At 58.0% G+C, this 25,707-nt stretch carries 22 protein-coding genes; 2 read left to right on the top strand and 20 right to left on the bottom strand.

Annotation, left to right across the window (positions count from 1 at the left end):
* Positions 1-33: 33 nt before the first annotated feature.
* The 7 genes from hisS to ACSEMK_RS07230 form a co-directional block, all read right to left on the bottom strand.
* Entirely contained in the window at positions 34-1,308 is a 1,275-nt protein-coding gene (gene hisS / locus ACSEMK_RS07260) for a histidine--tRNA ligase (protein WP_015703166.1), read from the bottom strand.
* 89 nt (positions 1,309-1,397) lie between these two features.
* On the bottom strand, positions 1,398-2,519 hold the full coding sequence (gene ispG, locus ACSEMK_RS07255) for a flavodoxin-dependent (E)-4-hydroxy-3-methylbut-2-enyl-diphosphate synthase (RefSeq protein WP_087858408.1): 1,122 nt from the start codon (positions 2,517-2,519) through the stop codon (positions 1,398-1,400).
* 26 nt (positions 2,520-2,545) lie between these two features.
* Positions 2,546-3,532 (bottom strand): cytoskeleton protein RodZ, encoded by a 987-nt coding sequence (gene rodZ / locus ACSEMK_RS07250; protein ID WP_087858407.1) that lies wholly within the window; start codon positions 3,530-3,532, stop codon positions 2,546-2,548.
* 274 nt (positions 3,533-3,806) lie between these two features.
* Complete coding sequence (locus ACSEMK_RS07245) at positions 3,807-4,973, bottom strand: bifunctional tRNA (adenosine(37)-C2)-methyltransferase TrmG/ribosomal RNA large subunit methyltransferase RlmN (RefSeq protein ID WP_015370322.1); 1,167 nt, start codon at positions 4,971-4,973, stop codon at positions 3,807-3,809.
* A gap of 290 nt (positions 4,974-5,263) precedes the next feature.
* A complete protein-coding gene (gene ndk / locus ACSEMK_RS07240; RefSeq protein ID WP_004866348.1) occupies positions 5,264-5,695 on the bottom strand; it encodes a nucleoside-diphosphate kinase in 432 nt (143 codons plus the stop codon).
* A gap of 160 nt (positions 5,696-5,855) precedes the next feature.
* On the bottom strand, positions 5,856-8,180 hold the full coding sequence (gene pbpC / locus ACSEMK_RS07235) for a peptidoglycan glycosyltransferase PbpC (protein ID WP_435336331.1): 2,325 nt from the start codon (positions 8,178-8,180) through the stop codon (positions 5,856-5,858).
* Positions 8,181-13,124, bottom strand: coding sequence for an alpha-2-macroglobulin (locus ACSEMK_RS07230; RefSeq protein ID WP_430914710.1), 4,944 nt, complete (start codon positions 13,122-13,124; stop codon positions 8,181-8,183).
* 204 nt (positions 13,125-13,328) lie between these two features.
* Between ACSEMK_RS07230 and sseA the strand changes: the two genes are divergently transcribed.
* Positions 13,329-14,177, top strand: a complete 849-nt coding sequence (gene sseA / locus ACSEMK_RS07225) for a 3-mercaptopyruvate sulfurtransferase (RefSeq protein WP_308958994.1) — start codon at positions 13,329-13,331, stop codon at positions 14,175-14,177.
* A gap of 43 nt (positions 14,178-14,220) precedes the next feature.
* Here the strand turns inward: sseA and sseB are convergent, their stop codons facing one another.
* The 11 genes from sseB to trmJ all read right to left on the bottom strand — a co-directional run bounded on the left by sseB (position 14,221) and on the right by trmJ (position 23,038).
* Entirely contained in the window at positions 14,221-14,997 is a 777-nt protein-coding gene (gene sseB, locus ACSEMK_RS07220; protein WP_308958995.1) for an enhanced serine sensitivity protein SseB, read from the bottom strand.
* A gap of 84 nt (positions 14,998-15,081) precedes the next feature.
* Positions 15,082-16,368 carry an aminopeptidase PepB gene (gene pepB, locus ACSEMK_RS07215; RefSeq protein ID WP_430914709.1) on the bottom strand — a complete coding sequence of 429 codons (1,287 nt, stop codon included), beginning with the start codon at positions 16,366-16,368 and terminating at the stop codon, positions 15,082-15,084.
* Between the two features lie 71 nt (positions 16,369-16,439).
* Complete coding sequence (gene iscX, locus ACSEMK_RS07210; RefSeq protein ID WP_002913954.1) at positions 16,440-16,640, bottom strand: Fe-S cluster assembly protein IscX; 201 nt, start codon at positions 16,638-16,640, stop codon at positions 16,440-16,442.
* A 1-nt stretch (position 16,641) separates the two neighbouring features.
* Entirely contained in the window at positions 16,642-16,977 is a 336-nt protein-coding gene (gene fdx / locus ACSEMK_RS07205) for an ISC system 2Fe-2S type ferredoxin (protein ID WP_012540871.1), read from the bottom strand.
* A 1-nt stretch (position 16,978) separates the two neighbouring features.
* On the bottom strand, positions 16,979-18,829 hold the full coding sequence (gene hscA / locus ACSEMK_RS07200) for a Fe-S protein assembly chaperone HscA (RefSeq protein WP_113374495.1): 1,851 nt from the start codon (positions 18,827-18,829) through the stop codon (positions 16,979-16,981).
* A gap of 15 nt (positions 18,830-18,844) precedes the next feature.
* Positions 18,845-19,360, bottom strand: a complete 516-nt coding sequence (gene hscB / locus ACSEMK_RS07195; protein WP_047053904.1) for a co-chaperone HscB — start codon at positions 19,358-19,360, stop codon at positions 18,845-18,847.
* Between the two features lie 74 nt (positions 19,361-19,434).
* A complete protein-coding gene (gene iscA / locus ACSEMK_RS07190; RefSeq protein WP_012540868.1) occupies positions 19,435-19,758 on the bottom strand; it encodes an iron-sulfur cluster assembly protein IscA in 324 nt (107 codons plus the stop codon).
* Positions 19,759-19,777: 19 nt separating this feature from the next.
* The gene (gene iscU / locus ACSEMK_RS07185; protein ID WP_004866383.1) at positions 19,778-20,164 is read right to left on the bottom strand and encodes a Fe-S cluster assembly scaffold IscU; all 387 of its coding nucleotides are present in this window, start codon (positions 20,162-20,164) and stop codon (positions 19,778-19,780) included.
* Between the two features lie 26 nt (positions 20,165-20,190).
* Positions 20,191-21,405 carry a cysteine desulfurase gene (gene iscS, locus ACSEMK_RS07180; protein ID WP_015703173.1) on the bottom strand — a complete coding sequence of 405 codons (1,215 nt, stop codon included), beginning with the start codon at positions 21,403-21,405 and terminating at the stop codon, positions 20,191-20,193.
* Between the two features lie 177 nt (positions 21,406-21,582).
* On the bottom strand, positions 21,583-22,074 hold the full coding sequence (iscR, locus tag ACSEMK_RS07175; protein ID WP_015370314.1) for a Fe-S cluster assembly transcriptional regulator IscR: 492 nt from the start codon (positions 22,072-22,074) through the stop codon (positions 21,583-21,585).
* A gap of 229 nt (positions 22,075-22,303) precedes the next feature.
* Entirely contained in the window at positions 22,304-23,038 is a 735-nt protein-coding gene (gene trmJ / locus ACSEMK_RS07170) for a tRNA (cytosine(32)/uridine(32)-2'-O)-methyltransferase TrmJ (protein ID WP_015370313.1), read from the bottom strand.
* A 120-nt stretch (positions 23,039-23,158) separates the two neighbouring features.
* Here trmJ and suhB point away from each other — a divergent pair, with 120 nt between their 5' ends.
* A complete protein-coding gene (suhB, locus tag ACSEMK_RS07165; protein ID WP_015370312.1) occupies positions 23,159-23,962 on the top strand; it encodes an inositol-1-monophosphatase in 804 nt (267 codons plus the stop codon).
* 47 nt (positions 23,963-24,009) lie between these two features.
* Here suhB and ACSEMK_RS07160 read toward each other — a convergent pair whose 3' ends face one another.
* Entirely contained in the window at positions 24,010-24,990 is a 981-nt protein-coding gene (locus tag ACSEMK_RS07160; RefSeq protein ID WP_271031813.1) for a nickel/cobalt transporter, read from the bottom strand.
* Entirely contained in the window at positions 24,981-25,619 is a 639-nt protein-coding gene (locus tag ACSEMK_RS07155) for a DUF1007 family protein (protein ID WP_213794774.1), read from the bottom strand. The genes ACSEMK_RS07160 and ACSEMK_RS07155 overlap by 10 nt, the downstream gene beginning before the upstream one ends.
* Between the last annotated feature and the right edge of the window lie 88 nt (positions 25,620-25,707).

Here is a 25,707-nt window from a genome sequence, read left to right as displayed (position 1 = left end):
CAGTCCTTCTCCTGACTAATGGTTTCCGGGAAATTAACCCAGAAGTGTGCGCAAATGCGCGGCAACGCTATCCTGCGTTACGGTAGTTTGCTCACCTGAGCGTAAATCCTTCACTACCACGTTTCCGTCAGCAATTTCTGACTCACCGACCACCAGCGCGACGCGCGCGCCCCACTTGTCAGCGCGGGCGAACTGCTTCTTAAAGTTACCGCCGCCGTGGTTAGTCATCAGCTTAACGCCGGGCAGCGCATCGCGAACCTGCTCAGCCAGACGCATTGCTGCGGACTGAGTATCGGTACCGGAGGCTACCAGGTATATATCGACAACAGGATCGGCTTTAAATTCCGGATTGACGGCCTGAACCAGTAAAACAAGACGTTCCAGGCCCATCGCAAAGCCAACGCCAGGCGTTGCGCGACCGCCAAGCTGCTCAACCAGACCGTCGTAACGGCCGCCGGCGCAGACGGTGCCCTGCGAACCGAGGCTGGTGGTGACCCACTCAAATACGGTGCGATTGTAATAGTCAAGCCCGCGCACCAGACGCTGGTTGACGGTATAGCGAATTCCGGCCGCGTCGAGCAGCGCGCACAGACCGGCGAAGTGTTCTTTGGACTCGTCGTCCAGATAATCGCCCAGCGCCGGCGCATCGTTCAGCAGCGCCTGTACTTCCGGATTTTTAGAGTCCAGCACACGCAGCGGGTTGGTATACATGCGGCGTTTGCAGTCTTCATCCAGCTTATCTTTGAATTGTTCCAGATAGGCCACCAGCGCGTCGCGATAGGCGGCACGCGCCTCCAGCGAACCGATGGAGTTCAGCTCAAGGCTGACGTGATCGGAAATGCCAAGCTCGCGCCACCAGCGCGCGGTCAACATGATAAGCTCGGCGTCGATGTCCGGGCCCTGCAGGCCAAAGACTTCCGCGCCAATCTGATGGAACTGACGGTAGCGCCCTTTCTGCGGACGCTCGTGGCGGAACATCGGCCCCACGTACCACAGACGCTGTTCTTGATTGTACAGCAGACCATGTTCGATGCCGGCACGTACGCAGCCCGCCGTTCCTTCCGGACGCAGCGTCAAGCTATCGCCATTGCGGTCTTCGAAGGTATACATCTCTTTTTCAACCACGTCGGTCACTTCGCCGATCGCGCGTTTGAATAACGGGGTCTGCTCTACAATCGGCAAACGAATTTCGCTGTAACCGTAGCTACCGAGCACCTGCTTCAGTGAGCCTTCAATGCGCTGCCAGAGAGCGGTTTCGCCCGGCAGATAATCGTTCATGCCACGGATGGCTTGAATGTTCTTTGCCACGTTTATTCTCTTTATATATAAAAATGAACCCCGGCGCCTTGCGCCCGCAGGTTCAATCATACACGGGAAGCGTATTGCTTCCCAACACGTTATTTTGCTTCAACCTGCTGAACTTCAATACGACGCGCTTCATCCAGCATGGTAGCTTTCGCGCGGATACGCGCTTCCAGCTGGTCGATCATGTCGTTATTGTCCAGTCGGTCTTTGCGCACGCCGTCTTCGTACAGGCCGCTTTTCTTGTTGCCGCCGGTGACGCCGAGGGTGGAAACCAGCGCTTCGCCTGGGCCGTTAACCACGCAACCGATGATCGAAACATCCATCGGAGTGATGATATCTTCCAGACGCTGTTCCAGCGCGTTCACCGTACCAATGACGTCAAATTCCTGACGCGAGCAGGTCGGGCAAGCGATGAAGTTAATACCGCGAGAGCGGATGCGTAGCGACTTGAGGATATCGAAACCGACTTTGATCTCTTCCACCGGGTCGGCGGCCAGCGACACGCGCAGGGTATCGCCGATCCCTTCAGACAGCAGCAAACCTAAACCGATTGCGGATTTCACCGCGCCGCTACGCGCGCCGCCGGCTTCGGTGATCCCGAGATGCAGCGGCTGATCGATCTGCTTCGCCAACAGGCGATAGGATTCAACGGCGAGGAAGACATCAGAGGCTTTTACGCTAACTTTGAACCGATCGAAGTTCAAACGATCGAGATGATCGACGTGACGCATGGCGGACTCTAACAGCGCCTGCGGCGTCGGCTCGCCGTATTTTTCCTGCAGATCTTTTTCCAGCGAACCGGCGTTGACGCCGATGCGGATAGGAATGTTTTTGTCGCGCGCGCAGTCCACGACCATGCGGATACGCTCTTCGTTACCGATGTTGCCTGGGTTGATGCGCAGGCAATCAACGCCATATTCCGCGACTTTCAGCGCAATACGGTAGTCAAAGTGGATATCGGCGACCAGCGGCACGTTGACCTGCTGTTTGATGAGCTTGAAAGCTTCCGCTGCGTCCATCGTCGGGACGGAAACGCGGACGATGTCCGCGCCCACGCGCTCCAGCGCTTTAATTTGATTTACCGTCGCGGCCACATCGGTGGTGCGAGTATTGGTCATCGACTGTACGGCGATGGGAGCCCCATCGCCAATCGGCACATTACCAACGTAAATGCGTTTGGACTTTCTACGTTGAATCGGAGCCTGGTTATGCATGAAAAATCTCCCGCGTTACCCGTCTGTTACTGCGCCGGTGATTGTTCGGCATTTAGGGTCAGACGCGCAACCTGGTTAGTTCTGATAAAACGACTCAAATCGACTGGTTTGCCCAGATACTGGATTTGTACCGCAGCCGGGGCGCCGATTTTCAGCTTATATGGCGCCTGACCGCTCAGGTTCAGGTTCCCGCCTTTACGCTGCAGGCCGCTGAACAGTTTTTTACCGGTCGCATCGCTCACTTCCAGCCAGCAATCGGCGCTAAAGTTCATTACCAGATCCTGAGCGGAAGCCGCCGCTGCGGCATTCGCCTGATCGGTCGGCAACGCGGAGGTCGGGGCTGGCGAAGCCGGCGCGGCGGCGGCGGTATCGACGTTAGCCTGCGAAGGGGCGACCACGGCGTTGTTATCCACCGGCGCGGAGGTAGCCGCTGGTGCGCTTGGCGCAGGTGCGGTGGAGGTATCGACCGGCGCGCTATTGGTATTGGCTGCCGTCGTATCCGGCGCGTTATTCGCCGAGCTGGTATCCAGCGGAATTGACTGACTGCCGTTCAGGTCGCTGGTGGATTGATCGGCCATGCTGGTGATCTCTTCCTGCTGCGCTTTGTGGTCTTGCCACCACCATGCGCCGCTCAGGCCGATAACCACAAACAAAATCAGCCAGGTAAAGCTCATCAGCCAACCGTCGCGTTTTTTACGACGTTTACCCAGCGAGAAGCTCTGCATCGGCGCCACTTTGGCGGCGCGAATTGGCGCTTGCTTCGCCATCATCGGCAGCAGTTCTTCTTCCGGGATATGTACGAGGCGAGCGTAGGAACGGATATAGCCGCGCAGGAAGGTCGAAGCGAGATCGGCTGGCGCCTTATCTTCTTCAATATCACGAACCGTGGAAACCTTCAGGCATAAGCGTTCAGCCACCGCTTGCTGGCTGAGTCCGAGTTGTTCGCGGGCGTTACGCAGGCGCGCGCCCGTAGAGTTTGCTTCTTGATGGTCTTGAGTGGCTTCAGTATTCATTCGCTACAACTACTGGTACGTGAAATTTAAAGTTCAGCGCGGGAAAGAGCCTGCGCCGCGAGACACTGCTCAACGTCAACCGACAGTATAAGGCTGTCCGGGCGACTATCACAGAGACTTATCAATATTGAATGCTAAGCGGTTGTTGTACCGCTACATACTGCCTCAAAGTCGACAAAAACGCACCGTAATTATTAACCGAATCAGCGTATTTCGCCTGGCAATTCGACATATTTATGCAGCGCGCAACGAAAGCTGTGCGCTGCATAACTTATCAGACGGCTTTAACGTCGATCGCTTCGCCCTGCATACGCTTACGCAGCGTACGTTTGGTGCGGTCGATAACATCGCCCGCCAGCTGGCCGCAGGCAGCATCGATATCGTCGCCGCGGGTTTTACGCACGATGGTGGTGAAACCATATTCCATCAGCACTTTGGAGAAACGATCGATACGGCTGTTAGAACTACGGCCATACGGCGCGCCCGGGAACGGGTTCCATGGGATCAGGTTGATCTTGCACGGCGTATCTTTCAACAGCGCCGCCAGTTCGTGGGCGTGCTCGGTACCGTCGTTGACGTGATCCAGCATGACGTACTCGATGGTCACTCGGCCCTGGTTGGCGTTGGACTTCGAAATATAGCCGCGCACCGAGTTCAGGAAGGTCTCAATATTGTACTTTTTGTTAATCGGTACAATTTCGTCACGGATGGTATCATTCGGCGCGTGCAGAGAAATCGCCAGCGCAACGTCGATCATATCGCCGAGTTTATCCAGCGCCGGCACCACGCCGGAAGTGGACAAGGTCACGCGGCGTTTGGAGAGACCAAAACCGAAATCATCCAACATGATTTCCATCGCCGGAACGACGTTGTTGAGATTCAGCAGCGGCTCGCCCATACCCATCATTACCACGTTGGTAATTGGACGCACGCCGGTAGTCTTCACCGCGCCGACGATTTTCGCCGCGCGCCAGACCTGGCCGATAATTTCGGAAACGCGCAGGTTACGGTTGAAGCCTTGCTGAGCGGTGGAGCAGAATTTACATTCCAGCGCACAGCCAACCTGTGAAGAGACGCAAAGCGTGGCGCGGTCTTCTTCCGGGATGTAGACCGTTTCAACGCGCTGATCGCCAACGGCAATCGCCCATTTGATGGTGCCATCGCTGGAGCGCTGCTCTTCAACGACTTCCGGGGCGCGGATCTCGGCGACTTCCTTCAGTTTGCCGCGCAGGACTTTGTTGATGTCGGTCATTTCATCAAAGTCATCGCAGCAGTAGTGATACATCCATTTCATCACCTGATCGGCGCGGAAAGGCTTCTCGCCCATGTTTTTGAAAAACTCGCGCATCTGCTGACGGTTTAAATCCAGCAGGTTGATTTTGGCATCTTTATTCGGCACCGTCAGAGCGGCGGTATCAGGTGTGACAATTTGTTCAGACATAATTTTTCCGGCCTCGTTATTACACGTTATGGCCCCAGGTGGGTTGAAAAAGAAACGCCCCGGAGAGCGACTGCTCGTCCGGGGGCGCTATATTCTACAAATTCTGGCGCATAGAAGCCATGCCTACACGCAGTCAATGATGAAAAAATCTGTTGCTGCGTACTTAATCCTCTAAGGCTTTTCGATTGTCGCAAGGCGGCAAGCTAGTGAATCCCCGGGAGCATAGATAACTATGTGACCGGGGTGAACGCGCGCAGCCAACGCCGCGACGGTCGAAAAGACGACGAGGATTAGCGAGTACGCGGGCAAACCTCGCCTTCAGCAAAGAAGAACGCGATTTCGCGAGCCGCAGACTCTACAGAGTCGGAACCGTGGGTGCCGTTCTCGGTGAAGCTGTCAGCGTAGTCAGCGCGCAGGGTACCAGCCAGGGCGTTGTCCGGGTTGGTGGCGCCCAGCAGGTCACGGTGACGCTGAACCGCGTTTTCGCCTTCCAGTACGGAAACCACGATCGGACCGGAGGTCATGAACTCAACCAGACCGTCGAAGAACGGACGGCCTTCGTGCTCAGCGTAGAAGCCGCGAGCCTGCTCAACGGTCAGATGCAGCATTTTGGTGCCGACGATTTTGAACCCTGCAGCTTCAAAGCGAGAAAAGATGCTGCCAATAACGTTTTTTGCCACCGCGTTTGGTTTGATGATGGAAAAAGTACGTTCAATAGCCATGATTACCTCTAATTAAATGTTCTGTTGTTGCACATACGATCGTATGGCCTGGCGCGCATTATAATGAGCAACGTCGGCGATGCCTACGGATGAAGGTAACATTTTGTTAAAATAAGATGAGTATTAGCAACACAAACCGCCAACAACAGATTTACCCTGTTTATTGTAAGGTAAAACTGGCGGCTGCCGTTTGCCCTGCCTCATCCATTACCACCAGTTGCCACTCGCCAGGTTTATCTATCGTAATTGTCGTTCTTGCGCCTGTCGCCTCTAACGGTTCGCCGTTAATAAACCACCAGCGCCGCCCTTCTCCACCGCTCGTTTGCACGGGTAACATCACCCGCGCCTCGCCCGGGAGCCGTTTTATCACCGCCCCTTCGCGAATGCCGGAAAGCACCAGCGGCGCGGCATCCTGAGTTTGCAGCGGCGGACACGTCCTCGATGCCATGCCCAGCCGCGCGCGGCGGCGCTCGCTAACCGGCAGCCAGGATTCCAGCGGTAGCGGCCAGACATCAACAGAAGTTTCTGTCGCGCCAGGACAATCCGCGGCGACCCTTTCTCCTGCTGCGTTGCGCCATACCGGGAAGCGGATACCGCGCACGCCCTCCTGACCCGGCAGCAGCAGCGTCGGCGGCTGGCTGGCATCCAGTAGCCAGCTGGCTAAGCGCCGGCGGCAGTTGCTATCGCCAACCGGCAGATCCTGCCCACCGGGCCAGCAGATAGTGCCGCGGCTGACCGACTTTGGACGCGGGTCGACCGGCAGCCCGCCACGGCTCATTAACGGACGCGCCAGCAGCATATTATTGACCTGGTTTAACAGCGGCACAGCGCTGGCAAAACCAAACTGCCCCACCACCGGCGTACCATCTGGCCGTCCGGTCCAGATGCCAATCAAATAACGCGCGTTGAGGCCTACCGCCCACGCATCGCGATAGCCGTAGCTGGTACCGGTTTTCCACGCCAGCGGCACCGCTTGCGGCAGCGACGCATCGGGTAACGGCTGGGCTTCGCCTGCCAATATCCGCCGGGTGATCCACGCCGCGCCCGGCGACATTAGCGCTCTTTCCACCAGCGGGTCGTCGGGTTTCATGCGCAGCCGCGCCGCCTTGCCATGGCGGGCGAAAGCGCCGTACGCCGCGACAATATCTTCCAGCCGCGCCCCGGCGCCGCCGAGGATCAGCGACAGATTCGGTTCGGCGCCGGAGGGTAGCATCAGAGGGAGCCCGGCATTACGTAAATTAGCCGCAAAGCGTTTTGGTCCATAGGCTTCGAGCACCTGCACCGCCGGCAGATTCAACGAACGCACCAGAGCCTCGCTGGCGCTCACCGGGCCATGAAACCCGCTGTCGAAATTACCTGGACGATAATCGCTAAAGCGCCGTGGCACATCCTGTAATAGCGATGCCGGGTGAATCAGCCCGTCATCCATCGCCATCGCGTAGATAAAGGGTTTCAGCACCGACCCCGGCGAGCGCACCGCCGAGACCATATCAATGTGGCCAAAGCGGCTATCATCGCGGATATCCACCGATCCCACCCAGCCGCGGACTTTCATATCAGTATGATCGACGACAACAATCGCCAGTGAGCTGCGCGGCGGCAGACGTGATTTCCAGTTCATCGCCAGATCTTCAAGCTGCCGCTGGAGCCCGGCATCGAGCGTTGTCGTCACCTTTTCATCACCGCTTGTCGCCAGCGCCCGGCGCGCAAACAGCGGCGCCAGCTGAGGCATCTGCCGTGGGAATAGCCATACAGGTTCTTCCATCGCTTCCTGTACCGCTCGCTGCGGCCAGACGCCCTGGCTGAGCATCCGCCCCAGTACCTTATCGCGAGCGGCCTGGGCCCGCTGCGGCCAGCGGTCCGGGCGTAAACGGCTCGGCGCCTGCGGGAGCACGGCCAGTAGCGCCGCCTCGCCGTAGCTAAGCTGAGCGGGCGGTTTACCAAGATAAGCCCAGCTAGCCGCGCCGATCCCCTGCAGGGTGCCGCCAAACGGCGCGCGGTTCAGATACAGGGTAAGAATTTCGCTTTTTGACAGATGCCACTCCAGCTGCAGCGCCCGCCATAGCTGGCGTAGCTTGCCGCCGAAGGTGCGTGGATGAGGGTCGAGCAGACGCGCCACCTGCATGGTGAGCGTGCTGCCGCCAGAAACCACCCGCCCGGAAGTCAGATCCTGCCAGGCGGCGCGCAGCACCGCGAAGGGATTGACCCCCGGATGTTTCCAGAACCAGCGGTCTTCATACTGAATGAGCGCCTGCAGATAGCGCGGCGAAACGTCGTCGATGGTGACCGGATAACGCCAGACGCCCTGCGCATCGGCAAAGCGCCAGAGCGGCGTGCCGTCTTCCGCCACCACCACGCGGGCAGGCGTGACTTCATGCAGCGGCAGCGGCCACAGACGATCGGCCGCCAATAGCGCCAGCCACACTAGAAAAATAAACGCCGCCAGCCAGCGCCAGCGACGTTTTATGCGAGGTAATGCGCGCATTTACGGCGTAACGGTAAGCGGGCCGCTGGCCGTTCCGGTTGCCCGCCACTGCGGTACATACATCGATTCCACCTGCGGTTGCGGAACCTGATAGGTGCCCGGCGTCACCGCCCGCGCCAGATAGACCAGCGTCACCGGCTGACCTTCATTAATGGCGACTGCGGCGACAAAGCGGTCATCGCGGAACTCGAGATGCTGAATATCCGCCTGCTGCATCTGGTTAAGCAGGTTTTGTACCGCTTCGCCATTCTCCTGCAGGCTGGCGCTGCTATTGGCCAGGTTCTGGTTTTCCAGCTCAAGTCCAGCCGGCAGCAGATCGACCACCAGCGCGTCAGGAACGTTACGTTTGGCGGTCACCTCCAGCTTGACCAGCACCAGTTCGCCGCTGCGCAGCGAGGTCAGCGATTTCTGCTGTCCGTGGGTATCGAAAATAGCGCGTTCAATCCCCAACACGTTGCCTCCCGACTGCGGCGCGCTTTGCGGATAACCGCTGCTATCGAGGCGCAGCCACAGCGGCTGATTGCCGGTATTCGTCACCTGCAGCGACGCCAGCCGATCGCCGTCGAGATTGCGGGTTTGCGCTTTGTCGCTGGCAAGCGGCTCCGCCTGCAGCGAGGTTTGCGCCTGCCAGTTGCCCGGCAGGTCGGCAAGCGTACGCCCGGCAAGGAACAGCGCGTTGGTTTCCTGCGTCGACAGCCAGCGCTGGCCATAGGCCTCTTCCGACAAGCTGCCCAACAGCTGGTTTTGCACCTCCGGCAGCAGCTTGTTTTCTTCCAGCAGCGCCAGCTTCAGCGCATCATCGCGAAGTTGGCTGCCGTAATCGCCCAGCCAACGATTCTCATCCTGGCGCGGCGTGGCAACCGCCAGCTTCATAGCCTCAGCGCCGCGCGGCGCATCGCCCATGGTTTTCAGCGCAATACCGAGTTGCAGCAGCGGCAATCCGGAGCGCGCCTGTTCGTGACGGCTCCAGATTTCACGCAAGGCGCCGAGCGGCGCTTTTTGCTGACGCGCCAGTACCAGCGCGGCGTATGCCTGAGCGGCAAATCGGCTGGCCTGGGCATCGTCGCTGTAGCGCACGGTCATCAACCCCGGTTCCTGCAGATAGCGCAGCAGGCGCTCGTTGCCTTTATTAAGGGCGTTGACCGGAACGCTATAGCCCTGCTCGCCCGCGCGGACGAGGAAGTCCATGGCGTAGGCGGTCAACCAGTACTCTTCCGGGCCCTCTTTATCCCATAGCGCAAAGCCGCCATTTTCCAGCTGCATCTGCAGCAGGCGCGAGATACCTACATCGACCGCCGCGCGGCGTTTTTCATCGCTATCGCCGCTGATCCCCAGCGCTTTTAGCTGCGCCGCGCTGGTGTATAAAGAAGGGAACAGGCCGCTGGCGGTCTGCTCAAGGCAGCCGTAAGGATAGGCTTTCAGCTCGCGAATATAGCGGGCGAGATTCAACGGCGGTTTACCGCTGAGCAGCAGTTGGCCCTGCAGCGTTTGCGGGGCGAACCCCTGACTCTGCGCCGCCGGCGCCAGCCAGCTTTCGCCAGGTTGTAGCACCGCGCCGCTATTGACGGTCTGCGCCGGGAACGCCGGACGCACGCCGATTTTCCACTGTTTTTGCAACGGCGCGAAGGTTTCGCCCGGCAGGTTCAGGCCGCTGATGGTGGCATTGACCTGACCATCGCCGAATCCCGCTAACGCGGTCACCGGTATAAACAGCGTGCTGCGCGCGCCCGGGGCCAGCTGTACCGGCGGCAGTTGGCCATCGGTCAACGTGACCAACCCGCTGGCGGTAAGATGCACCTGCAGGGTTTGCGGTTTGTCGGTCAGATTGCTGAGATCCAGCGCCAGACGCGTGGCGTCGCCGCTGGCAAGGAAACGCGGGGTATTCAGTTCCGCGATAACCGGGGCGGCAACCACCACTTTATCTTCGCTGCTGCCGAAGTCATCTGCCGTCCACGCCTGGGCCATCACCCGCAACTCGCCGTTAAAATCGCCGATGGGTAACGTCACCGTGCCTTCTCCCTGGTCATTCAACACCACCGGCTGCGCCTGCTGGGCGACGATCGTCACGTGATTAACCGGCGGTTTGCCGCCGCGTTTTAACTCGTCGCCATCGCCGCCGAAACGCAGGCTGGCTAAGCGTCCCTGCCCTTCGATCACCTGGCTGTAGATGTCATAAATATCCGCGCCGTAACGTTTCTGGCCGAAGAAAGCGTTCCACGGATCCGGCGTAGCGTAATCGGTAATATTCAGCACCCCGCTATCCACCGCCGAGAGCAGAACGTTAATCTGTTTCGGCACCTCGCCCTCTTTCACGCTGGCCTTCACTTTCACCGTCAACGGCTGATTCGGGCGCATTTTATCCGGCGCCTCCAGCGCCAGAGACAGACGGCGGTTTTCATCGCCCAGCGGCAGATGCAGCAGGCCGACCGCGCGTTTCGGCGTCGCCGAGCGCGATTTATCGCCGGGGCGAACCACCAACGTGCTGAGGTAGAGATCGTGGCGATTCCAGGCTTTATCGACCGGAATAGACAGATCCATGCCCTCCGCCGGGACGTCAATTTCCTGCCACCACAGCGGCCCTTCGCTGGATTCGACCATCGCGTAGCCTTTACCCGCCGCCGGGGCGGCAATATGCAGCTTGATGGTGTCGCCCGGTTTATAGCCAGGTTTGTCGAGCTTCATCGTTACGCGGTCAGGACGCGCCGCGCCGGCGCCTTCGCTGTTATCCTGCCAGCTATAGCCCGCCCAGAAGCGCACGCTGCTGACAACGTCATCCGGCCCTTTCACCTCCAGACGATACGAGCCCCACTCTACCGGGAAACTCACTTTACCTATCTGCCCGGCCTGCAAATCCAGCGACTCCTCGCCCTCCTGCAGATCTTTTTGATCGAACTGCGACTGCCAGCCTTCGCTATCGGACCAGTTCCAGTAGTAGTCGCGCCGCTCGCGGATCAACCGCACCTGCAGACCGGAGACCGCTTTTTTCTCGCCTTTGGCATCGGCATAGACGATGTCAAACGCGGCGTTACTGTTTTCATCGACTACCGGCTGTTTCACCGTGGTATCGGTGCGGTAGTCGTAAACGTCCTTCAGCGTAAATTGCGGACGGATCCCCGGCAGCGCCTCGGCAGGCCAGATCGGCTGCTGTACGGTACGGGTCACCGGACGGCCGCCGGATTCCAGCAGGCTGGCCTGCAACACGACCTGCAGCGGCGAATGGCTATCCTGCCACTGGCTCGCGGTGGTCACTTCGCCATGGCCTTTTTCATCCAGCGTCAGTTGGACTTCATCGAGGCTACGGGAGAGGTTTTCTTCCGCGATATCGCCGAACTGGAAGCCCGGCAGCGCAGCGACGGCATCGCGTAGCGGACGCAGGAATAGTTTGCCCTGCAGCTGATTGCCGCTGGCTGGCGCGCCGTAGAGATAAGCGCCGCTGACGCTAAAGGCGACGTCGGCATCAGGGGCGATAGGCGCGGCCTGCGGCGTCAGATTCAGCGCCATGCGCTCGGGCATAAAGTCTTCGACGTGGAAATCCCACTCGCGGGGTTGATTATCGCCGGTGCTGGCGCGAATGTGCCACATACCGGTGGCCGCGCCGCTGTCGAGCGGATAAGTAAACTGATACAGGCCATTGACCGGTTTGCTCATCACAGAGCGAATCACCTGGCCATCCGGCTGCACCACTTCCAGCTTCACCGGCTGCTCCGCCAGCGGTTTTCCATCGCCGTCACGCAACAGCGCGTTAAGGATAACCGTTTCCCCCGGGCGATAGAGATCGCGCGGGCCAAACATAAAGAACTGTTTGCTGAAGCCAGGAGCGCCAGCGATGGAGAACTCCGCCAGATCCAGCGCCGGCAGTTTAAGGTCAAGCAGCGTAGTCTGCCCGTCTTTTCGCGCCAGCAGCAGCGCCGCCTCTTTATCGGTTTGCAGAGTAACATGACCCTGGCTATCGCTTTTCGCCTGCGCCAGCGTCTGCCCTTTGGCGTTTAGCAATTGCACTTCAATTCCCGACTGCGCGGCGCCATTTTCGAGGCTCTGGGTAAAGACATCAAGCCGGTTATGGTAGCGATGCGCGGAGACGCCGATATCGCTGAGGGTGAACAGCGTTGCCGCGTTACTGTAGCTATAATGACCGGCCGGGTTCATCACCGCCACATAGACGCCTGGCTGCTGGAGCGGCTTGATGTCGTTAAGCGGCAGCAGCAGCTTTTCACGGGTATTCCGCGCCGGGTTGAGATCGAAGCGTCCGCTATAAACCAGGTCGGCCATCTTCAACAGTTCGTCTGATTCCCAATTGCTTAACGAGTTCCGGTATTCCCACTGACTGACGAAGGCCGAGAGTGATTCCGGCTTGATACGGAAGAAATTAACATCGACATTGTCGACGTTCAGCGCCATCACCGGCAGCCCGGCGACCACTTTCCCCGGCAGCAGCGAACCGCGGCTGGCGAAACCGACGCTCGGCGCGATATCGCGAGTGGCGATGGTTTTTTCAAAAGGGCTGCCGAGGGTGGCGTCATTGAGGGCAATGAGCGTTGGGTCAACGGTGACGATCAATTCACGCTTTGGCTCGAGGTGGCGCAGACGCAGCTCTTTGAGATTCGGCGCCAGCTCCCACGCGCCGTCAACCTTGCCGCTTTTCTTATCGACCAGATGGACGCTGCGAGAAAAATCCTGATCCGGTTTGAGCGGAATGGAGAAGGTCAGCACCAGCGTCGCCGCGCCATCTAGCTGTACTTCAGAAGCGTCGAGCAACGTCAAAGCCTTGCCCTGGCTTTTTTCTTTTAACGTCGCCAGCTGCGCGCTATCCGGCTTTTTCGCGCTATCGGTAGCGCCTTTATCGGCCGCCGACACGGCCTGCGGCTCACCGCTGTTATCGCAGCCGCTTAATGATAGTGCGGTAAGGAGCGCCAACGAAAGCGCCGCTAAACGAAATGGTTTCATCCTTCTAACCCCTCGGCCCAGAGCCTGATGCAATCAATAACGTTCTATTATGCGTCATCACGGCGATTCTCAACAGCTACCAGCATAGAAACCACCGATGAATCGGGAAACTACGTGACCTCCTCCCCACTCCCGTGACCTTAACTTGTCAGCCCTTTATAAAACGCCGACAATTCATTGATCGATAATAAAACGGAGGCACTCATGTCCACCTCATTCTTTGTTGCGGCCGACTGGCTGGCGGAACATATTGATGACCCGCAGATTCAAATTCTGGACGCGCGGATGGCGCCGGCGGGTCAAGAAGCGCTGCGCGATATGGCGGCGGAATACCGCGACGGGCATATCCCCGGCGCGGTTTTTTTTGATATCGAAGCGCTGTCTGACCACACCAGCCCGCTGCCGCATATGATGCCGCGGGCGGAAACCTTCGCCGTGGCGATGCGCGAGCTTGGCGTCAGCAGCGATAAGCACCTGGTGGTTTATGATGAAGGCAATCTGTTCTCAGCGCCGCGCGCCTGGTGGATGTTACGCACCTTCGGCGTCGAAAGAGTGTCGATTGTCGCCGGTGGCCTCGAAGGCTGGCGCCGCGATGAATTGCCGCTGGAGAAAGGCGAACCGGACCTGCCGGAAGGCGAATTTGAGGTGAACTTCGATCCGGAGGTGATCAAACGCTTAACCGATGTGCTGCTGGTCAGCCATGAAGGATCGGCGCAGATCGTCGATGCCCGTCCGGCGGCGCGTTTTAACGGGCTTGCGGATGAGCCGCGTCCAGGCTTACGCCGCGGGCATATCCCCGGCGCGCTTAACGTCCCGTGGACCGAGCTGGTGATTAATGGCGAACTGAAAACCGTCGATGAGATGAACGATATCTTTAAGCGTCAGGGCGTTGATTTTTCACGACCGATTATCGCCAGCTGCGGCTCCGGGGTAACGGCGGCAGTGGTGGTACTGGCGTTGACCACCCTCGGCGTCAACGGCGTGTGCCTGTACGATGGTTCGTGGAGCGAATGGGGCGCGAGAACGGATTTGCCGATCGAGCCGGCACAGTAAAGGTAAAATATCCGGGTAGTGGCTGTGCCCTACCCGGTTGGCTTTAAATAATCCGGTTCTGCTTGAAATCGCGCAGGAAGCTACCCCAGCGCTTTTCATAGAACGGCGCGATATGGGCAATCATAAAGTGGCTGATGCCCTTCTCGCCTTCTACCACCTGGCAAATATCGATAGGTTCATCGCCCGGCAAGGTATCGGTGGCCACGCTGCCGGTGGTCTGGATAATGGATTCAATATCCCCTTCCGCTTCAATCCCGATCAACAAGTTGGCCGGCGCGTCGGCGCTCTCTTTAATCGAACACAGAAACGCCCGCTTGACGGTCTTCAGCGTTTTGAACAGCGTGGTCAGCGAATCCACCATCTGCGCCGGCGGTTCGGCGACTTCAGACAGCAGCAGCGCTTCGCCGCCTTCCAGTACCGTCTGGGTACTGAGCGGGCTGCCCTCTTCACCCAGCAGATGGCTGATTTCCCGCGGGGTAAATTCTTTGCCGCTCGGCAGCTTCGGGTTGAGAAACAGCGATTCGCCCAGCGTCATCGCCATCAGCGTGCGCGCCGGCATCATCACGAAGGCCTGTTCCTCTTCTACCGCCTGCTGTAGCGCCTCCAGCGAGGTGAAGAACGGAATGACCGACGTGCCGTCATCTTTTTCCCAATGCTGGAGATCGAGGGCGCTATCTTCGACAATCTGCTCGCCGTCCGCCGCGCTACCCGGCACCCAGACGGTGGCCTCAAGCAGCGCGGTGAAAAATGCCGGACGATGAGCAGGCTCGGTCGCCGCCTTCTCCAGCAGAGTTTCTAATTCATTTTTAGTATCAGACATAGATTCGCTACTTCAAAAATCGCCCGTCCGCGCGGGCCTACGGTTTTCCAGGCCGGGTAAGCGTAGCGCCACCCGGCAAGGCCATTACTCAGCCGTCAGCAGATTAGCGATAGTGCGCACGCCAAGGCCCGTGGCACCCGCCGACCACTGTTCAACCGCAGCTTTACGGTAAGTCGCGGAGCAGTCGATATGCAGCCAGCCCTGGTGGTAGTTTTCCACGAAGTGGGACAGGAAACCCGCCGCGGTGCTGGCGCCGGCCGGATACGCCGCGCTGCCGGTGTTGTTCAGCTCAGCGAAGTTAGACGGCAGCTGGTTGCGGTGGAATTCGGCCAGCGGCAGACGCCAGAAGGCTTCATTTTCCGCCTGCGCGCTCGCCAGTAGTCGGTTCACCAGCGCGTCGTCAAAGCTAAACAGCGCGTGGTAGTCGTTACCCAACGCGGTTTTCGCCGCGCCGGTCAGGGTGGCGGCATCGATGATCAGCTGCGGCTTCTGCGCCGAGGCGTCGATCAGGCCATCCGCCAGCACCAGGCGGCCTTCGGCGTCGGTGTTCATGATTTCAACGGTTTTGCCGTTACGGTAATGAATGATATCGCCAAGCTTGAAAGCGTTGCCGCTAATCAGGTTATCCGCGCAGCACAGGAACAGCTTCACACGTTTGTTCAGACCGCGGGTAATGGCGAAAGCCAGCGCGCCCGTCACGGTGGCCGCGCCGCCCATGTCGGATTTCATCGAATCCATAAAGGCGCTTTGCTTGATGCTGTAGCCGCCGGAGTCGAAGGTGATGCCTTTGCCGACCAGACAGGCGTATACCGGCGCGTCTTTATCGCCAGTCGGGTTATAGTCCAGCGCCAGCAGGACCGGCGGGCGCTCGGAGCCGCGGCCAACGGTATGCAGGCCAAGATAGTTTTGCTCACGCAGATCTTCGCCTTTGGTGATGCGATAGCTGACCTTTTCGCCCGCCACGCCGCACAGCAGATCGACGGCGCGCTGCGCCAGCTGTTCTGGCCCCAGCTCTTCTGCCGGCGCGTTGATGGTGTCGCGAACCCAATCAATGATCGTCAGACGGTTATCCAGCTCGCTGCGCTGCGCGTCGTCCAGGGTTGGCCATTCGACCTGGCGCTGACCTTTCGGCCCTTTATAGCCGGCCCAAAAGGCCCAGGCGCGATCGGTATTCCAGCCTTCGCCGCTCAGGGCGACGTGCTTGATACCCATACCGTCAATTTTGCGCGCCGCGCGCTGGATTAACCCCAGGTCGTCTTTACCGTTGAGATGTAAGGCGATACCGTCGTTATTGATACTCCAGGTCGCTTTTTCTCCCCAGCGCGCATCGGCAGGCAGAGTAGAAAGCGTAATCTTCATGGCTTCGGTCATTATCTTTATCCTTATTAGCAAACGGGCCACCCTATGGCAGCCCGTTAAAATTTTTCCGCTTGAGGCGAAAATTATTCGGCTTCGTCTAACCAGACTAGCAGAATCGCCTCCAGAATTTTTTCATTGGATGCGTTTGGGTCGTCATCGAACTCTTCCAGGTCGCAAATCCACTGATGCATATCGGTGAAGCGAACGGTTTTCGGGTCGAGATCCGGGTAAGCGTCATACAAGGCTTCGCCGATTTCGCGGCTGTCGGTCCATTTCAGTGCCATATTAGTGCTCGCGTGCGTGGTTGATGGTGTAACGCGGGATCTCAACGACCAGATCTTCGTCGGTAACGCGCGCCTGGCAGCTCAGACGGCTGTCAGGTTCTAGCCCCCAGGCTTTATCCAGCATGTCGTCTTCATCTTCGCTACTTTCCGCCAGCGAGTCAAAACCTTCACGCACGATGCAGTGGCAGGTGGTGCAGGCACAGGATTTTTCACAGGCGTGTTCAATCTCGATACCGCTACGCAGCGCCGCATCCAGAATGGTTTCACCGCTCTCAGCTTCCACAACTACGCCATCCGGACACAGGTCCTGGTGGGGCAGAAAAACAATTTTTGGCATTTTAAACCTCGTCCACGGATTGGCCTTTCAGCGCAGCGCGGACCGACTGGTCCATGCGGCGTGCGGCGAATTCCTGGGTTTGTGTGTCGATATTTTTAATGGCTTCTTTAATCGCGTCGGCATCTTCGCCTGCCGCGGCGGCGCGAACTTGCTCCGCGGCGGCATCGATAACCTGACGCTCTGCGGCGCTTAACAGCGCGGCGTCGGCGGCCAGCGCGCTTTCCAGGCTCTCCAGTACGCGAGCGGCTTCGACTTTCTGTTCAGCCAGCATACGCGCCTGGATATCCTGTTCGGCGTAGCTCATCGAATCTTTAATCATGTTGGCGATTTCGCCATCGGTCAGGCCGTAAGACGGTTTCACCTGGATTGAGGCTTCCACGCCGGTCGATTTTTCCATCGCTGTAACGCTCAGCAGACCGTCGGCATCAACCTGGAAGGTGACGCGAATATGCGCCCCGCCCGCCGGCAGCGCCGGGATACCGCGCAGCGCGAAACGCGCCAGCGAGCGGCAATCCTGCACCAGCTCACGCTCGCCCTGCATCACGTGAATGGACATCGCCGTTTGGCCATCTTTGAAAGTGGTAAACTCCTGCGCGCGGGCCACCGGAATGGTGGTATTACGCGGGATCACTTTCTCTACCAGGCCGCCCATGGTTTCCAGCCCAAGCGACAGCGGGATAACATCAAGCAGCAGCAGTTCGCTGTCCGGTTTGTTGCCGACCAGAATATCCGCCTGAATCGCCGCGCCGATGGCGACGACTTTGTCCGGGTCGATAGAGGTCAGCGGGTTACGGCCAAAGAATTCGCCAACGCGCTCACGCACCAACGGCACGCGGGTGGAACCGCCGACCATCACCACTTCCAGCACCTCTTGCGCTTCAACGCCGGCGTCTTTCAGCGCGCGACGGCAGGCCATCAGGGTACGTTTTACCAGTGGGGCAATCAGATCGTTAAACTGGCTACGGGTGATATCGCCCTGCCAGCCGCCGACTTCGACGTGCGCCACGTCGGCGTCGCTTAAGGCGATTTTCGCCGCAATGGCGGCATCCAGCAGCTCACGCTGCAGGCGGTTATCGCTACGGTCGCTGAGGCCCGCCTGCTCGCGCAGATAGTCGGCCAGCAGATGGTCGAAATCATCGCCGCCGAGAGCGGAATCACCGCCGGTCGCCAGCACTTCAAACACCCCACGGCTTAAGCGCAGAATGGAGATATCAAAGGTACCGCCGCCGAGATCGTAAACCGCAATCACCCCTTCTTGGCCGGAATCGAGGCCGTAGGCGATAGCCGCCGCGGTCGGCTCATTGAGCAAACGCAGCACGTGCAGGCCCGCCAGACGCGCCGCGTCTTTGGTTCCCTGACGCTGAGCGTCATCGAAATAGGCCGGAACGGTAATGACCACGCCGTCGAGATCGCCCGCCAGCGCTTCAGTGGCGCGGGCGGCCAGCGCTTTCAGGATGTCGGCGGAGACCCGCACTGGGTTCAGCAGGCCGCCGGCGGTCTGGATCATCGGCAGTCCATTTTCACTGGCCTGCAGCTGGTACGGCAAGTGCGGATAGCGGGTTTGAATATCGGCGAGGGAACGCCCCATCATTCGCTTCACCGAGCTGATGGTGTTCACCGGATCCTGAGCGGCATTGAGCCGGGCTTCATAGCCGACGGTCAGTCCAGAGGCGTGGTAGTTCACGACCGACGGCAGCAGGTAGCGGCCTTGATGGTCGGGCAGAGTTTCGGCCTGGCCGCTACGCACGGTAGCAACCAGAGAATTGGTGGTGCCAAGGTCGATACCTGCCGCCAATCGACGCTGATGCGGCGCGGCGCTCAGACCAGGCTCACTAATTTGTAATAGGGCCATAATTGCTTCCGAAAATTAAAAGTCGAGCAGTTTTTCTTCGAGTTCTTCAGCACTGCTGCGCAGTTTATCGAGAAAACGGAGCTTGCGTACAGTATCAGCCGCCGCATCCCAGGTCTCGTTTTGCAATTGTTCAACCATCAGTTGATGGCGGGTATCAAACAGCGCTTTTACCCGTTTGATAAAGGTTTCCAGCCGCGCTTCGTCTTTCGCCTGGCCGATTTCATCGAGCTCTTCGCGCAGTTCCAGCTGTTCCATCAGGAACGCGGTGTCGCGGACGGTGTGCTGCTCGCTGGCGAGGTCAAAACCGTGCAGCGAAAGGAGATATTCCGCACGGGTCAGCGGATGACGCAGAGTCTGCCAGGCCTGGTTAATGGTGGCGGAGTGCTGAACCGCAGCCAGCTGTTCCGCAGCGGGCGCGCTGGCAAATTTATCCGGATGGTACTGGCGCTGCAGATCCTGATACCGGACAGCTAGTTGTTCAAGCGAGAGGGTATAGCTGGCTGGTAACCCGAAGAGGGTGAAATAGTCCATAGTAACCTCAGGGTCATGCATCTAAACTAAAACCCCACGCGCGGCGTGACCGCGGTGGGGTTGGGGATTACCGATTATACGTTAAAGCTTTCGCCGCAACCGCACTCATCTTTCACGTTCGGGTTGGTAAATTTAAACCCTTCGTTAAGGCCTTCTTTGACGAAGTCCAGTTGAGTGCCGTCGAGGAATTGCAGGCTCTTACCGTCGATCACGACTTTCACGCCTTTGTCTTCAAACACGGTGTCTTCTGCCGCCGGCTCGTCAACAAATTCCAGTACATAAGCCATACCTGAACAACCGGAGGTTCTTACCCCCAGACGCAGGCCAAAGCCTTTACCGCGGTTCGCCAGGAAGGAATTGACTCGCGCTGCTGCACTGTCGCTTAAGGTAATCGACATAACAAACCTCAACTCTTAATTATTTTGCTTCACGTTTGCTTTTGTAATCCGCAATCGCGGCTTTAATCGCGTCTTCCGCCAGGATAGAGCAGTGAATTTTCACCGGCGGCAGTTCCAGTTCATCGGCGATATCGGTGTTCTTGATAGCCTGCGCTTCGTCCAGCGATTTACCTTTCACCCACTCGGTGACCAGGGAGCTGGAAGCGATAGCAGAACCGCAGCCATAGGTCTTGAAGCGCGCGTCTTCAATGATACCTTCATTGTTGACTTTAATCTGCAACTTCATGACGTCGCCGCACGCCGGCGCGCCAACCATACCGCTACCGACGCTGTCGTCGCTGTTGTCGAAAGAGCCGACGTTGCGCGGGTTTTCGTAATGATCGATGACTTTTTCGCTGTATGCCATGATGAATTCTCCTTATCGGTGCCGAATTAGTGATGTGACCATTCAATGCTGTTCAGATCCACGCCCTGCTTGAACATTTCCCACAGCGGAGAAAGATCGCGCAGACGGCCGATGGAGTTACGAACCAGTTTGATGGTGTAGTCAATCTCTTCTTCGGTAGTAAAACGACCTAAAGAGAAACGAATAGAACTGTGCGCCAGTTCATCAGTCATGCCTAACGCGCGCAGCACGTAGGATGGCTCAAGGCTCGCGGAAGTACAGGCTGAACCGGAGGAAACCGCCAGGTCTTTCAGCGCCATAATCAGCGACTCGCCTTCAACATAGTTGAAGCTGACGTTGAGAATGTTCGGCGCGCCCTGCTCGAGATCGCCATTCAGATAAACTTCTTCCATATCTTTCACGCCGTTCCACAGACGGTCACGCAGGCCGCGCAGGCGCGCCATTTCGCTTTCCATCTCTTCTTTGGCGATACGGTAAGCTTCGCCCATACCGACGATCTGGTGGACAGGCAGGGTGCCTGAACGCATGCCGCGCTCGTGGCCGCCGCCGTGCATCTGCGCTTCGATGCGGATACGCGGCTTACGGCGTACGTACAGCGCGCCGATACCTTTCGGGCCGTAAATTTTGTGACCGGAGAAGGACATCAGGTCAACTTTCAGCTGGCTCAGATCGATAGGCAGCTTGCCCACGCTCTGGGTGGCGTCAACGTGGTAAATGATACCGCGGGCGCGGCACATCTCGCCGATGGTAGCGATATCCTGCACCACGCCGATTTCGTTGTTCACGTGCATAATGGAAACTAGGATGGTGTCGTCACGCATCGCCGCTTCCAGTTCTTTCAGATCGATAATACCGTTGCTCTGCGGAGCAAGGTAGGTCACTTCAAAACCTTCGCGCTCAAGCTGACGGCAGGTATCCAGTACCGCTTTATGCTCGGTTTTGCTGGTGATGATGTGCTTGCCTTTTTTCTGATAAAAGTTGGCTGCACCTTTAATCGCCAGGTTATCGGATTCCGTTGCGCCGGAGGTAAAGACGATTTCGCGCGGATCGGCACCGACCAGTTCGGCAATCTGATTACGGGCGATATCTACCGCCTCTTCAGCCTGCCAACCGAAACGGTGAGAACGTGAGGCCGGGTTACCAAAGGTCCCGTCCAGGGTCAGGAACTGCATCATTTTCTCGGCAACACGCGGGTCCACCGGCGTTGTTGCGGAGTAATCGAGGTAAATCGGTAATTTCATTGCTCTTAAACTCCGTACATCACTCAATGCAAGGAACCAGGCAACCGGCTTGATGTACGACCGAGTACACGAGATGCCTCAACATCCCGGCCTGATTCTGAAAATCTTTATTATTGCTATCTACCCTGCCGTTTCACCTTGCAGCCCGTAAGCCGCAAGCTGAAACTAAGCCTCGTGCTAGGCGCGCAGTTTTACGTCAATGGCGTCCTGAGAACGCGTAGTACGCTGAGATTCATGATTGTGCTGACGACCAGAAACATCGAGGATTTCCTGGTTATTCACCAGTTCGCCCAAGGTGATGTTGTTGAGGAAACCGGTCAAACGTTCGCTCAGATCGCGCCATAACGCGTGGGTCAGACACTTATCGCCACCCTGGCAGCCGCCTTTACCCTGACAACGGGTGGCGTCAACGGATTCGTCTACGGCGCTGATCACTTCGCCTACGGCGATGCTGCCAGCTTCTTTACCTAACAGGTAACCGCCGCCTGGCCCACGAACGCTGGATACCAGACCATTTTTACGCAGGCGAGAGAACAGCTGTTCCAGATAGGAAAGCGAAATTCCCTGACGCTCTGAAATATCTGCCAACGGAACCGGGCCCGTTTCAGAGTTGAGCGCAACGTCAAGCATTGCGGTCACGGCATAACGCCCTTTAGATGTCAGTCTCATGTCTTACTTAACCTCAAACTCGCCCCTGCCCGGGCTTTTTATTAATATGGGTATTGCATAGCAGGGCCAAGTCTGACATTCCCGAGTAAATTGGTCAACTATTTACTTGACTGTTTTAGTCAGGTATTTGGCTTTCCGTGCCGTTATTGATTTCGAGCCGCTCCCGGGCTACAACAGCGATGTGGATTCGTAGGCCGGATAAGCAAAGCGCCATCCGGCGTTAACGCGCTTACTTACCTTTATTCTGCTGCTCAATAGACGCCAGCATCCCGCGCAGGATGTTCAGCTCCTGGCTTTCCGGACGCGCGCGTGTGAACAGACGACGCAGCTTGTTCATCACCTGCCCCGGATGATTCGGGCGGATAAAACCGGTCGCCAGCAGCGTCTGCTCAAGGTGGCCGTAAAAACGTTCTAAATCATCGACCAGCGGATACGGCGTTTCTTCATGTTCAACCGCCGGCTGCGCCTGCTCCTGAGTCGCCAGCCAGGCCATCCGCACTTCATAGGCGATAACCTGCACCGCCATCGCCAGGTTCAGCGAGCTGTACTCCGGGTTGGCGGCGATCGCCACGTGATAGTGGCACTTCTGCAGTTCGTCGTTAGTCAGGCCAACGCGCTCGCGACCAAAGACCAGCGCGACCGGCGCATGTTGGCCTTCGGCGACGCTTTTCAGACCGCATTCGCGCGGATCCAGCATCGGCCACGGCAGCGTGCGGGAACGTGCGCTGGTGCCAACCACCAGGCTACAGCCCGCCAGCGCTTCATCAAGGGTATCGACGATCTGCGCGTTGCCAATCACATCGCTGGCGCCAGCGGCCAGCGCGATGGCCTGGGAATCAGGTTTCACCAGCGGGTTGACCAGCCACAGGTTAGTTAAGCCCATGGTTTTCATCGCGCGGGCAACGGAGCCCATATTGCCGGTGTGTGAGGTTTCTACCAGTACGATTCGAATATTTTGCAGCATTATGGTTCTTCGGCTAAAGATTATTCGTGCATGCTAACATAAAACGGAGACATAAGCAGAATTCGCTGTTACTATATGCGCCGTTTTTTCCCGTTCTTTAACATCCAGTGAGAGATACCGATGCATCCGATGCTGAACATTGCCGTGCGCGCAGCGCGCAAGGCGGGTAATTTAATTGCCAAGCACTACGAAACGCCAGATTCCGTAGAAACCAGCCAGAAAGGCAGCAATGACTTTGTGACTAACGTCGATAAAGCTGCAGAAGCGATTATTATCGAAACCATTCGCAAGTCTTACCCACAGCACACCATCATCACCGAAGAAAGCGGCGAGCACGCTGGTGAAGATCAGGATATTCAATGGGTTATCGATCCACTGGATGGCACCACCAACTTCGTTAAACGTCTGCCACACTTCTCTGTTTCCATCGCCGTACGCATTAAAGGCCGTACTGAAGTCGCGGTGGTTTACGATCCAATGCGTAATGAACTGTTCACCGCCACCCGCGGTCAGGGCGCGCAGCTGAACGGTTACCGTCTGCGCGGCAGCAACGCTCGCGATCTCGACGGTACCATCATCGCCACCGGTTTCCCGTTCAAAGCGAAGCAGCACGCTACCGCTTACATGAACATCCTCGGCAACATGTTCACCGAATGCGCTGACTTCCGTCGCACCGGTTCCGCCGCGCTGGATCTGGCCTACGTTGCCGCTGGCCGCGTTGACGGTTACTTTGAAATCGCCCTCAAACCGTGGGATTTCGCCGCAGGCGAATTGATCGCTCGTGAAGCAGGCGCCATCGTTTGCGACTTCACCGGTGGTCATAACTATATGCTGACCGGCAACATCGTAGCCGGTAACCCGCGCGTCGTGAAGGCGATGCTGGCGAACATGCGCGAGCAGCTGAGCGAAGCGCTGAAGCGTTAATTTCTCACTGAATGTAAAAAGGAAGCTGCGGCTTCCTTTTTTATCCCCTAAAACGGCCGCAAGCCGCCGCCCGGCGGGATCGCGCTACTCCACATCACGACAGCCGCCGTCAACAGCGCCACGCCGCCGGCCAGCGCCAGCGTCGCCCAGCCAACCTGTTTCCACATCGCCGGCGCCTGATGGCGACTCAGGCGGATAGCCAACTGGCGGAATCCATGCACCAATAGCGCCAGCCCGCTTATGGTCAGCGACGTTCCCGCCGCCATTACCAGCGCGGCAGCCATGCCCCAGCCAAAGACGCCGATCACCTTGCTGAACAGCAGCACCATAATCGCTCCCGAGCAGGGACGCATGCCCATCGACAGCACAATCGCCAGCCTGGCGCGCCAGTCGTCGCCACTCTGTAGTTGATCCGGCGCCGGAAGGTGCTGATGGCCGCAGCCGCAATGTTCATCATGGACGTGATGCGGGGTAAAAGCGGTAAACGTTGGCCACCGCAGCAAGACTCGCAGTTTTTTCAAAGCCCGCCAGCACAGTAAAAGCCCCAATGCGCCGACCAGCAGATAGCTCCCCTTCTCCAGCCAGAAGCTGCTGAGATGCAGTTGACGCGCCGGAAGCTGCAGCAGCGTCAATACCACCACCACGAGTACTATCGCCACCATTCCCTGCAACAGCGATGCCGCCAGCGTCAGCGCAATACTCGATTTCAGCTTTGAGGGATGGGTGGCAAGCCAGGTGGTAATCACGATTTTTCCATGACCGGGGCCAAGCGCGTGCAGTACGCCGTAGACAAAGCTGAACCCGAGCAGCGACAGCCCCGCCGCTGACGGATTATCCGCCACCGCCTGCAGCAGTTGGCTGAGCTCAAGATTCAGTGAACGCTGCCAGACCGCGCTTTGCAACAGTACCTGCGGCCAGGCGAGCCACAACCAGATACCGCCCACGACGCTCAGCGTCAGAAACAGCGCCAGCGGCCAGAGTGATTTCCAGCGCGGCGCCCGCGCTCGCGGCGTAAAAACTACTGACATTTCAAGGTCACCTTCTGGGCGAAGTAGTTACCCAGTTCCATGTCTTCCGGCGGCGCGTCCTCTTTATCGAGCGACTGCGCATAAGACAACATTTTGTCGTTGGGTTTCGGCGTCATTACCGTGGCCTTGCAGGAGGCCCGCAGCGCGGCAGGCAGTGAAAAATCGCTATCCTGCTCATAAAACATATCGACGTAGTAGGTCGGATCGAAGGTGGATAACGTAAAGGTTTGTCCGGCAACAGGTTCCGGCGTCGCCAGCGGCAAGGTGAAGGTGAGTACCGCCTGCAGCCCGCTCCGTGCAAGGCCGTAGCCATCCGGACGGTTAGCAAACTTAACACGCTGGCCGTTATGCCACAGTTCGCTGAAGTAGTGCTGGCCGAGTACGTTGGCCATGACCTCCGCCGCGAGTTTTTTCCATACTTCACTGCCCGGCTTTGCATTGCCGGCATCATAGAGCAGATCCGCTGAGGTTATTTCGTCCATCGTCCAGCGCATGTTAAAGCCGGTCAACAGACCGTCTTTCACCACGGCTTCACTCTGCAAATTAATGAAGCTGTGCGGATGCGCAACGGCTGACAATGATAAAACCATGAAAAATGCCGCACCGACGCAGTGTTTCACTCTCTTCATCTGTTCCTCGCGTGAAAAATTCTGTGAACTTCGCCAGCAATCCTGATCTAAAGGCCGCGGTCCGCCCTGCTCACCCTGCATCCTTTGG

The sequence above is a fragment of the Klebsiella sp. K-3 genome, from assembly GCF_051207495.1.
Classification (GTDB): Bacteria; Pseudomonadota; Gammaproteobacteria; order Enterobacterales; family Enterobacteriaceae; genus Klebsiella; species Klebsiella aerogenes.
Note: the sequence above shows the minus strand (reverse complement) of the source record. Positions and strands in the feature narration are given on the sequence as shown.

Coding starts and splice junctions, on each gene's coding strand:
- ACSEMK_RS07160 (WP_271031813.1), bottom strand. CDS start 24,990: ATGTCAGTAGTTTTTACGCCGCGAGCGCGGGCGCCGCGCTGGAAATCA.
- iscA (WP_012540868.1), bottom strand. CDS start 19,758: ATGTCGATTACCTTAAGCGACAGTGCAGCAGCGCGAGTCAATTCCTTC.
- pepB (WP_430914709.1), bottom strand. CDS start 16,368: ATGACCGAAGCCATGAAGATTACGCTTTCTACTCTGCCTGCCGATGCG.
- suhB (WP_015370312.1), top strand. CDS start 23,159: ATGCATCCGATGCTGAACATTGCCGTGCGCGCAGCGCGCAAGGCGGGT.
- fdx (WP_012540871.1), bottom strand. CDS start 16,977: ATGCCAAAAATTGTTTTTCTGCCCCACCAGGACCTGTGTCCGGATGGC.
- ACSEMK_RS07230 (WP_430914710.1), bottom strand. CDS start 13,124: ATGAAACCATTTCGTTTAGCGGCGCTTTCGTTGGCGCTCCTTACCGCA.
- sseB (WP_308958995.1), bottom strand. CDS start 14,997: ATGTCTGATACTAAAAATGAATTAGAAACTCTGCTGGAGAAGGCGGCG.
- ACSEMK_RS07155 (WP_213794774.1), bottom strand. CDS start 25,619: ATGAAGAGAGTGAAACACTGCGTCGGTGCGGCATTTTTCATGGTTTTA.
- ACSEMK_RS07245 (WP_015370322.1), bottom strand. CDS start 4,973: ATGTCTGAACAAATTGTCACACCTGATACCGCCGCTCTGACGGTGCCG.
- sseA (WP_308958994.1), top strand. CDS start 13,329: ATGTCCACCTCATTCTTTGTTGCGGCCGACTGGCTGGCGGAACATATT.
- iscU (WP_004866383.1), bottom strand. CDS start 20,164: ATGGCATACAGCGAAAAAGTCATCGATCATTACGAAAACCCGCGCAAC.
- hscA (WP_113374495.1), bottom strand. CDS start 18,829: ATGGCCCTATTACAAATTAGTGAGCCTGGTCTGAGCGCCGCGCCGCAT.
- iscR (WP_015370314.1), bottom strand. CDS start 22,074: ATGAGACTGACATCTAAAGGGCGTTATGCCGTGACCGCAATGCTTGAC.
- iscX (WP_002913954.1), bottom strand. CDS start 16,640: ATGGCACTGAAATGGACCGACAGCCGCGAAATCGGCGAAGCCTTGTAT.
- ndk (WP_004866348.1), bottom strand. CDS start 5,695: ATGGCTATTGAACGTACTTTTTCCATCATCAAACCAAACGCGGTGGCA.
- trmJ (WP_015370313.1), bottom strand. CDS start 23,038: ATGCTGCAAAATATTCGAATCGTACTGGTAGAAACCTCACACACCGGC.
- iscS (WP_015703173.1), bottom strand. CDS start 21,405: ATGAAATTACCGATTTACCTCGATTACTCCGCAACAACGCCGGTGGAC.
- pbpC (WP_435336331.1), bottom strand. CDS start 8,180: ATGCGCGCATTACCTCGCATAAAACGTCGCTGGCGCTGGCTGGCGGCG.
- rodZ (WP_087858407.1), bottom strand. CDS start 3,532: ATGAATACTGAAGCCACTCAAGACCATCAAGAAGCAAACTCTACGGGC.
- hscB (WP_047053904.1), bottom strand. CDS start 19,360: ATGGACTATTTCACCCTCTTCGGGTTACCAGCCAGCTATACCCTCTCG.
- ispG (WP_087858408.1), bottom strand. CDS start 2,519: ATGCATAACCAGGCTCCGATTCAACGTAGAAAGTCCAAACGCATTTAC.